Genomic DNA, 8,720 nt, shown 5'->3' with positions numbered 1-8,720 from the left:
AAAGAAAACCCCCGACGAGAACGCCGAGGGCAGACAGGTACTTCATGGATCAAACTCCTGCAGTTGCTTCTTTATTTAGATGCAGGAGGTTGCTCGGTTTATACGGGAGCGGACGTTCAGGTTTTTTGGTTGAATGTCTGGTTTGCGGACCTAACCGACTTTAAACTCGCGAGGAGCAACTTTCACTTTGGGTTATCGCCGCTAGCTGACGGTCAAAAATTGATTGCGACCTTAAGTTGGCACTATTTTAGGACAGTGTTAGCCTTCAGTTCCGGCGGTTGCCCCCTTGAGGGCATAAAAGATGTCCCGGGCTTCTTGCAAGCGTTTGGGATCGAATTTTCCAACCGTTGCAGCATCAGGCTTCGGAAGGAAATAGCGTTCGAATCTCTGGTGGGTACGCGACAGCCCTAACATGTCGTATAAGGCTTCCATCGTTCGCTGAGGAGCAGCGCGCAGATCATCCTGAAATAAGAAAATACACTGATCTTTATGCTCTAGAAGCCCCCGAAACGCGCAAATCCAATAGTGCAGCCAATAGTCTGAATGATGCGTGCCTTCTTGCTCTGGTTCAAACCCGCGGAAAAAAAAGGGCTTATGCAAGTTGCCAAACTCGAAATGGCCAATATCGGCCATGTATCGGGTCACAAAACTGTTTCTTGCCTGAAGCATGCTGAAATTGTTGTGCTGCCGCAGGAGTGACTCTGCATGGCATTCCGGTCGCCGCACTGGAACAACGATTCTGCAATCTGGAAAAGACTTGAGCAAATAGGATACGCGGGCAATGTTTGCGTTGTTCTTAGAACAGTAAATCGTTTTCAGTACGTCTTTCGGCCCGGCCTGAATGTTCCGTGCCCTGATGATGCTGCGCATGTGCTGCCGCAAAAACTGATCTGCCTCAGGGTCTGTATCACACGTGCTCCAAAGGGGAATCGAAGTGCCCCTGTAGCGATCTGGCCAAAACGATTTCCAAATGACTTCCTCGAACGCCTCGGGGCTATCAAGGTCGATCTCCAGCCCGTCGCCATGGGCGCGCTGCCTCCTCCGGACCCCCCGCTTCGGCCCGCCCGCGATTTTGTTCCACAGAACAGGAGCCGTCAGAAATGGCATATCCCGATAGATATGCGTGGCCACTTCGGGCGCATCATGCAAAGCGTTGAGGACAGCGGTGGTCCCGCCTCGTGCCAGGGACGTCACAAAAACAGGTTGCGTGGCATCAGTAGTGGAAGATTGCCTCGTCATGCGATCTTCAACCCGCGAGGCCAGTTTCAGTATCGCCGGGCCTGAAAAGGCAAGGTTATGCACAAATTGGTCAACCGACGAGTATTGGCCGCCTTCAACATGTTCCGCCGTATCAGCGCGACGAAGCCGGCTGCCAATTTTGACGCCTGCAAAAGCAAGGACCGATACCACGACGATGTAATCCAGACGAAGCATGACCCCAATCACCAATGCACCTGTTGCGATTCCGGACCAATCCGCCAGCGCAATCGGCAGACCCGCCGCTGTTAGAGCCAGCGCAATGCGCCACGTCAGGTTCAGCCCGCCCACCAGCAGCTTCAGCCCTGCTTGTCTTGCGGCCGCTTCCTTGGCGTCGTCAGAAAGCTGGTTGTCAAATAGCGCAGTGACGCCGGCCATACAGGTGCTCACGACGTGTTGGGCCGTCCCTGCGATATTTGTTTGCCACAGGGCCAGAATAAATCCGGCAACCGCCAAGAGCGAAAAAGCTATCGCTGCTATCATGGCGTCGGATCGTTTTCGGAACCAGCCTGATTTTTCCGCCCCCCGATCCAACGTTTGAGCGGAAACCAGACCAGCCCGACAATCAGAAACACAACACCAAGAATGACGGCAACCGTAACAGCAATCGCGCCCAACCCGGCACCCGGGCCGATATAGGCATGTGCCGGGCTGGCCAGCACCGCAAAGGCTATGCAGCAAACAAGCCACAACGAGATTAGGCGACCTTTGAACATATGATTAGCAGGCTGGTTCATTATGTGCATTCCTTCCAATCGACTTCAAAATACCCCGACGGATAGAGTTTCGAATTGGTGATCTCACCAACAAATTCATCATTATATTCATTGACGTATTCCCAGATCACGTTGCCTGCTCTGTCCACTTCCAGAACACGCCCGGCATCAAATTCGGTAATCAGTACTCCTCCGTTTTCCAGAATTTCATGCTGTCCTCGAACGACCGACAACATCTCCTGACCCGGCTTGCTTCCGAATACGATTTCCGTTTCCCGGCTCACCGGATCAATCGCAATGATGTTGGTGTCGCGCGGCGCATCTACCCGTGTTTTTTCGGTCGCCGTATAAGAGGTCAGATATGAGTTGTTGTTGAAGATCGAGATTTTTCCGTCCGGACGGAATTCAGGGTCATGTTGCCGGATCCAGGGGCCGGTCTGGTGCCACTTTACTTTCCGGGTGGTTGCATCAACCACCATCACCAAGTTGAGCCCCCGCATCGAAATCACCCAATCACCGGCGTTAAACAGGGGGAACTTGTCGGCCAGTTCCGATGGCAGTTCATCTATCTTGTTGGAGTGGACCAGTTCGCTGCGGATCACGCGCGTCGGCTTAATCTCTCTGCCATTGGCGGTCAGCAGCGCCGACAGACCACTATCGATGATCAAACCGGGTATCGATATGCTTTCAAAAACCTGACCCTGTTCATCAAGCATCAGAATGACATCTTCCAGAATCGGCTCGTTTGTGGCCGGAGTCGAAAAGGGTGGAAACCGATCGACAACTTTCGAAGCAATCCATTCTTCGCGACCAAGCGTCAGGTACCCGCCATTTTCAGATCTGACCATTGAGTGGTGGGATTTCTCATTGAGCGTCCACAGAACATTTGAACATTGATCCAGCTTAACCGCCCCGCAATACTCATAGCTAAAAACAAGCTCGCCTTTTTCGGTCAGCAATGCGCCATGAACATCGGTCAACAGAGGATTACTGAGCTGAGCACACGGACGGGTGGCGATTTCAGGAAAATGTTCAATGTAGTTCAGCGACCATTTGCGAATGACGCTGCCATCACGGTTCACCAGCCTGGCCTGGTTCTCGCCATCAAAGAAACCCATCAGCAGAATGCTGTCCTGATGTCCCGGTTTCGTATTGATCACGACGCCCTTGCCCTGTCCGCGTGCCGGCTGAAGGTGTTTATGGTACGCCCGCGCCTCGCGGGTCAGTGATTTGTCTACGACCAGAACTTTATATACCGATAGGAGCTGCGGCACCGGTGGCCAGTTCTTTCTTTGCGCAAATATCCCGAACAGAACCGACGAGAAAACAATTGTGAGGAACAGGCAAACCTGGAACAGTCGCTCGGGCAGCTTTTCAAAGTCAGTTCTTTCCTTGCGCGTTTTACCAATCAAAACCAAACTCAAAACTCATACATAGTAACGGACGCGCGAGTTCTCGCTCTACTCGGGCAACGACGCTCACTGTGCATTTCTCATCCTGAACGTGCGAAAAACATCCCGTTCATCATTGGTTAATTCTTGCCCTGTGCAGACGTTGATGCGCGTTAAAGCATCAGTGATATTGGGCTCATCAACAGCCATTCGCAGCACTAGGATCGAACGTCCACCCCCGGAACCGCCAGCACCGGCGACCACCGTCAGCACCCGGGCTAGTCGTCAGCGCCAGTGTACGGTCTTGTAAGCTGCCCCGCCAGCGGCCTCTCCAGCGGTCGAGAATGCCCCGAGCTCTCCCTCGAAATGCCCCCGAAACCGCCCCAGTTTCTCGGGCTTCGCTGAAAAGCCGATAACAATCATCGGTGGGCAAGGATTCCTACCACCCCAGCCAGTTCATCGGAACATGGAACGAGACTAGGCACTTGGGGCTAACCGGGCGGTGATCGGTGAGGCGACGGTGGTTCGCCATCGCTGTCATAGCGAGCGCTGCGTCCGTCCTGAGCACCTGATTGAGGGGTCGGCGGCGGATAACAAGCGCGATGACTGGGACTTCTGGGCGAACGGGGTCAACTACGACCTGCTATGACCTGTGGCATGGGCCTTCAACGACCTCAGAGGGCCCACCCTCAACACCCGTAACACCCGAAACCACTGGGGCATAAACGGGGGCATTTCTCAGAGGGTTTAGCCCCAAGTGCCTAGTCTCGTTCCATGTTCCGATGAACTGGCTGGGGTGGTAGGAAACCTTGCCCACCGACGAAACCTAAGAGCTTTTTCAACCGGTGGCCGAAGCTGGGGCGGTCTCGGGGGCATTCTGCTGAGCGAAGCGACGGGCAGCATGAGGACGAAGGACGAGTGAGCATGGGGCATTCTCGACCGCTAGAGAAGCCGCTGACGGGACAGCTGACGAGACCGCCGAGGACGGTCCACTGGCGCTGGCTGGACCGCTGACGACTGGTTCCGGGTGCTGACGGGTGGTCGTTGGTGCTGGCGGCTTGGGGTGCTTTGGTGGCTGGTGGGGCGTTTGAGCGCAGTGCTGCGAATGACTGCTGAGAGCCCTAATGCGACTTGATTGAGTACGCTCGTGCAGGCGATTTTGAATATCTCAGCAAAGCATCTAACATGATATAAAGATGGGATAGATTCAGAAGCTGACAGATTGAGGGCGTTTAGATGTTACAAGCTGCTCTAAAATTCGCTTTCGTTTTTGCTTTCTTTTTGCTTTCTAGCATCCAATCTGTTTCCGCTAACCCGCTTGGCCTGAGGCCCGACGAACGTAACGCATCCATCAAGCCAACCACTAAGAAAGGTGAAACGACTTTCGGGCTTCGATACGGCGAATGCTCATCAAGACCGTATAGTGGGGATCGGACCGAAAACGACTGCAAGAACGGTAATATACGCTCAAGCCTAAAAAAGAAATGGGTGCGTGTTGGTAGTACAGTTAGGTACAGCTTTGATTTTTGGATTGACCCAAGCATAGAGTACGCAGGTTGGAAAAACTCGAATGCAAAGGGATTTTTGCCCGGAGCTTGGGATACACGCCTTCGAATTGCCGCCTGGCTGGGCGACGGGAAGCACAATTACCTTTACCTTTTGAAACTCGACAAACGCTACGGTGTTCGCTTCGTTGGCAAGACATGCGCGAGCCCAAGCGACTTCGGGAAGTGGATTCCGTTTGAAATGACTGTCAAATGGTCGCGCACGAACGACGGGACCATGACCGTGAAATGCAACGGAAAAGTAATCTATCACGTCTCGGGAAAACCTACGACGGTTTCGACGCCACATTGCTACATAACAAACCTATGTAACCCCAAGCTTAACAACAATCCCGGACAAATAGGCTTTGAAATGGGCTTGGTGATGCAGGGATTCGGCCCAGATTGGCAGCGCTGGGGGTATTCGACACCATTCACACCCTTCAACGGCAGCATCGTCGCGAAGTTTCGAAATGTGAAAATGAAGAAAGTCCGAATAAACTAACCGGCCGGAATAAACTGGTTACTTCGTTGCACCCGAACCAACTTGTCGTGGCCATTGATGGCAGCAATTTGGAATTGCCTTGAGTTAGCCTATCTCTTCGCTAAATCCGAGAATGTCATGGTTTTAAGAAGTACTGTTTACACCTGAGAAACCCTAACGGCGGCTTAGTCCGCAGAACGGTCATTCAGCCAGCTTTCAACCAACGCCCATTTCTGCAAAAAGAAAGCAAAGTGAGTACCCCGGCAACCCGCTAAGGGCCGCCGAGGGTTCTGTCTATGTGGGTGGTCTGCGGTTAACGACATAGTCTGCCAACCACTGCCAGTAGGCTTCAGCGTCCCGGAGACTATCCTTTGACTTATATCAAGGAGGGGTAACTGCATTTCTCGGCACGATGAGGAAAGCACTTGATGGGAGGAACGCCGAAGAACTTGATGGGGGAAAGCCAATGAAGACTATTACTTTGAAGTTGTTTGCAGCGTTAAGTTTAGCAGTGTCGCTTGGCGCTTGCTCAAGCACGTGGGAAGAAGACGGGATCAACAACTCTGAAATCACGGCGGCATCGGGCGCGGCTATATCTGCGAACCAAATTGAATTGTTTAGCGGCGAAACGGCCTCTCAGGAATACACCGTAATCCAGGAAATAAAAGTGGCTGTTAACAAAACTACAGTGTTCAATGAGGATCCAACCGTCGCGCAGGTTGAGGCTCGGCTGAGACAGAGCGCCGCTGAGTTGGGCGGGGATGCAGTTGTCAATGTAGCCATATCTCAAGTCAAAGTGCGTGCAGTGAGTTGGGGAGGTCGCATCGGCGAAGGTACAGTTGTAAAGTACAATTAGCCTTACGTTATGTCGGTTCACCTATCACGGGGCATTTCTGACCGCTAGATCGACCGCCCACTGGCGCTGACGGCGTCGGTGGGACTGGACCGCTGGCTAGTCGTTCCGGGTGCTGACGGGGGTCGCTGGTGCTGGCGGGTTGGGGGGCGGAAACTTGTAATGGCGCTCTGTGTCCCAGTTCACAGAACCTTTCGTTCACCCGGGTTAACGTAACGTCACCAATGGGAGGTCGTAATGCTTCGTAAGGCTTCAAATACCTGGCACACTCGCACCGAACACGCAGTAACCATGATACACCCAGTTGTGCGTATCTTTCGTCATTGCACCCAGATGCAACGCCAAGTGAACCGCTACCACTGAATTCGAGCGCGGGTAGGCCGACCGGCTGACGACCGTTTGTCGACATTGATGAAGTGGCTGACCGTTGGCGCAGAAGCGGACGTTCGAGCGGGCAACGGCGAAGGACCGTATCGAGCCCGGAGGAGACGTAAACACAGCTATCTGGCTGTGAACGCGTTTAGGAGACCAACGGACCTAATGGAAATCGCAATCTGTATGTATTTGCTGACACTCAGCGGAGTACAGTCAGCTCTCACGCTGTTTTCTCCGAGCGAGAAACGCTAAACTGCCGATGCCGGCGAGTAAGAGGGGTAAACTTGCTGGCAGTGGGATCGGTGCAATGCCTGATTTTTCCCAAACGACGAAAGTTCTATAGCTGAGTGTGCTGAAATCAAGATCAGGGGACCACCTGCCGCCAACAGACGTTAAAGCGGGGTCCAATACTCCCTCAAATACGGTCAAACCAGCTATACCAAAGTAATTACAGCAGGGCGTAGGGTTCAGGTTAACTGGCATGGTCAGCGTACAAAATTTATTTGTTGGATCGGATGAGCAGCCGTTGAAAAAAGCCGGGTCATTCCGGTATGGCGAATTGGTTATAACGTCTAAGAGAGCGCTCATCGCCTCAATTCTTAGTGTGGCAGGTGATGCAAGTGGAAAGTCACCCTGCTCGTCACATCCCATGAAAAGATCAGTGCAGGTGCCATCCACAAAGTTGGCATCGTAGTATTGCCCGCCAATTAAGATACCAGAAACCTTATCGCTTGTAATGGTTACAGCCATCGCTTTCGACGACAGAACAATTAAGAAAAATATGGTGACCAGATAGCGAAACATCATACCGACTCCACACAAACCAGGGCACTCACCGTAACATTGCATTGGAAATAGTCAAAATTCGCAACCGAGAACTGCCTCAACTCGCCAATGGTAAGATCATTGATTTCTTTTTTTACAACAGATAACTTTTCAATGGTTTCGCTTAAAATTTATGGGCCTTTGTGGTAACTCACGTCAGAATTTGTTGCGAATTTTTTAACGTCCGCTTCGTCCGAAAAGCGGCCGTTCGCGCCATGTAGAGCGAATGACAGCACCGAGCCCCGGAACGGACGTTTCAACCAGTTTTGGCGACCGGTTATGTCGTGTCAGTCCCGCAAATATCGCACTTGCGTCAGAATCCGGCGCGCGGTTCTTTGAAAGTCTTTTGTCGGAGAATGACCGAGTTCACGGCAGTAGCGCTCACTAAACACTATTTCCACATACTCTGCTGTCTTCGATTTTGTTCTCGATCCCAAACAAATCAAAGTGTAACCTTCCATGGTAAAGGTTTTGCCGATGTGACCGGGCACTCCCTTGTCTGTAGACTTCCATTGGAACCCACCGCAAATCTCACCGGCTGGAACGAAACCGCTGGGAAGCGATGAGGTGCTGGAACTCACAACCCGGTCGTTCCGCTCCTCAGCGGTTTCTGAACGGCGCTCTGCAACGATGTATGGAAGAATTTGGCGAAGGAATACTTTTCTTTGCTGATCATCATGTGTGGGGTGATCATACGGTATCGAGCCATCTTGCAGCACTTGGAACACAATAGAATGATACGGACTGCCAAGCTCTTCTTTGGCCGCAAATCCGCTCTTCAAGAAGCTCACTGGTTTGATAGATGGTGGTAATACAAATTCCCAGTGGTCAGATTTGTATTTTATCTGCCTGGTCTCGGCGTAAGCGCCCCCGGACAACCCCGTGCAAAGCAGACACAGTGCAAAAAACGTCAGTGGCCAAATGTTGCTCTTGAATAACATCGCCTCTCCACCCTTGTCTCAAGCTGTGCTTATCAAGCCTTTTCTCAACTAGCGTTGATGTGCATCAAGAGGGTGGAATTCCAACATGCCATAACGGAAAAAACAGCGGCTTTGCACGCAACTCAGCCATTCAGCCAACCCTCGACCAACGTCCACTACGGGAAAAAAGAAAGCAAAGTGAGCGCCCCCGGCAACCCGCTGAGGGCCGCCGAGGGATAGGTTTACGAGGGTGGTCTGCGGTTAACGACATAGTCAGCCAGCCATTGCCAGTAGGCTTCAGCGTCACGGAAACCCTGAGCACGCGCCGCCAGATCCTCCGCTGCTTTACGGGTGC

Annotated in this window: 9 protein-coding genes; 3 read left to right on the top strand and 6 right to left on the bottom strand. The window is 52.4% G+C overall.

The genetic code is table 11. The annotated features are described in order from the left end of the window. Nucleotides 1–258: 258 nt before the first annotated feature. The 4 genes from ACR0JW_RS23635 to ACR0JW_RS23620 all read right to left on the bottom strand — a co-directional run bounded on the left by ACR0JW_RS23635 (nucleotide 259) and on the right by ACR0JW_RS23620 (nucleotide 3,787). Complete coding sequence (locus ACR0JW_RS23635) at nucleotides 259–1,713, bottom strand: sulfotransferase (protein ID WP_480714594.1); 1,455 nt, start codon at nucleotides 1,711–1,713, stop codon at nucleotides 259–261. Nucleotides 1,714–1,736: 23 nt separating this feature from the next. After that, a complete protein-coding gene (locus ACR0JW_RS23630) occupies nucleotides 1,737–1,994 on the bottom strand; it encodes a hypothetical protein (protein WP_480714593.1) in 258 nt (85 codons plus the stop codon). Further along, nucleotides 1,994–3,247 carry an arylsulfotransferase family protein gene (locus ACR0JW_RS23625; protein WP_170682828.1) on the bottom strand — a complete coding sequence of 418 codons (1,254 nt, stop codon included), beginning with the start codon at nucleotides 3,245–3,247 and terminating at the stop codon, nucleotides 1,994–1,996. The genes ACR0JW_RS23630 and ACR0JW_RS23625 overlap by 1 nt, the downstream gene beginning before the upstream one ends. A gap of 402 nt (nucleotides 3,248–3,649) precedes the next feature. Then, on the bottom strand, nucleotides 3,650–3,787 hold the full coding sequence (locus ACR0JW_RS23620) for a hypothetical protein (protein ID WP_480714592.1): 138 nt from the start codon (nucleotides 3,785–3,787) through the stop codon (nucleotides 3,650–3,652). 79 nt (nucleotides 3,788–3,866) lie between these two features. On the opposite strand from ACR0JW_RS23620, the gene ACR0JW_RS23615 reads away from it, so the two are divergent. The 3 genes from ACR0JW_RS23615 to ACR0JW_RS23605 all read left to right on the top strand — a co-directional run bounded on the left by ACR0JW_RS23615 (nucleotide 3,867) and on the right by ACR0JW_RS23605 (nucleotide 6,248). Then, on the top strand, nucleotides 3,867–4,013 hold the full coding sequence (locus tag ACR0JW_RS23615) for an HNH endonuclease family protein (protein WP_170682827.1): 147 nt from the start codon (nucleotides 3,867–3,869) through the stop codon (nucleotides 4,011–4,013). A 587-nt stretch (nucleotides 4,014–4,600) separates the two neighbouring features. Continuing rightward, nucleotides 4,601–5,413, top strand: coding sequence for a hypothetical protein (locus tag ACR0JW_RS23610; protein ID WP_480714591.1), 813 nt, complete (start codon nucleotides 4,601–4,603; stop codon nucleotides 5,411–5,413). A gap of 445 nt (nucleotides 5,414–5,858) precedes the next feature. Continuing rightward, on the top strand, nucleotides 5,859–6,248 hold the full coding sequence (locus tag ACR0JW_RS23605; RefSeq protein WP_480491479.1) for a hypothetical protein: 390 nt from the start codon (nucleotides 5,859–5,861) through the stop codon (nucleotides 6,246–6,248). A 585-nt stretch (nucleotides 6,249–6,833) separates the two neighbouring features. Here ACR0JW_RS23605 and ACR0JW_RS23600 read toward each other — a convergent pair. Both ACR0JW_RS23600 and ACR0JW_RS23595 read right to left on the bottom strand, forming a co-directional pair. Next, on the bottom strand, nucleotides 6,834–7,424 hold the full coding sequence (locus tag ACR0JW_RS23600) for a VPLPA-CTERM sorting domain-containing protein (RefSeq protein WP_480714590.1): 591 nt from the start codon (nucleotides 7,422–7,424) through the stop codon (nucleotides 6,834–6,836). 308 nt (nucleotides 7,425–7,732) lie between these two features. Further along, on the bottom strand, nucleotides 7,733–8,386 hold the full coding sequence (locus ACR0JW_RS23595; RefSeq protein ID WP_480714589.1) for a hypothetical protein: 654 nt from the start codon (nucleotides 8,384–8,386) through the stop codon (nucleotides 7,733–7,735). Between the last annotated feature and the right edge of the window lie 334 nt (nucleotides 8,387–8,720).

The sequence above is a fragment of the Ruegeria sp. BG6 genome (genome assembly GCF_056538465.1).
The sequence above is the reverse complement of the archived record's forward strand: the minus strand, read 5'-3'. Positions and strand labels throughout refer to the sequence as shown.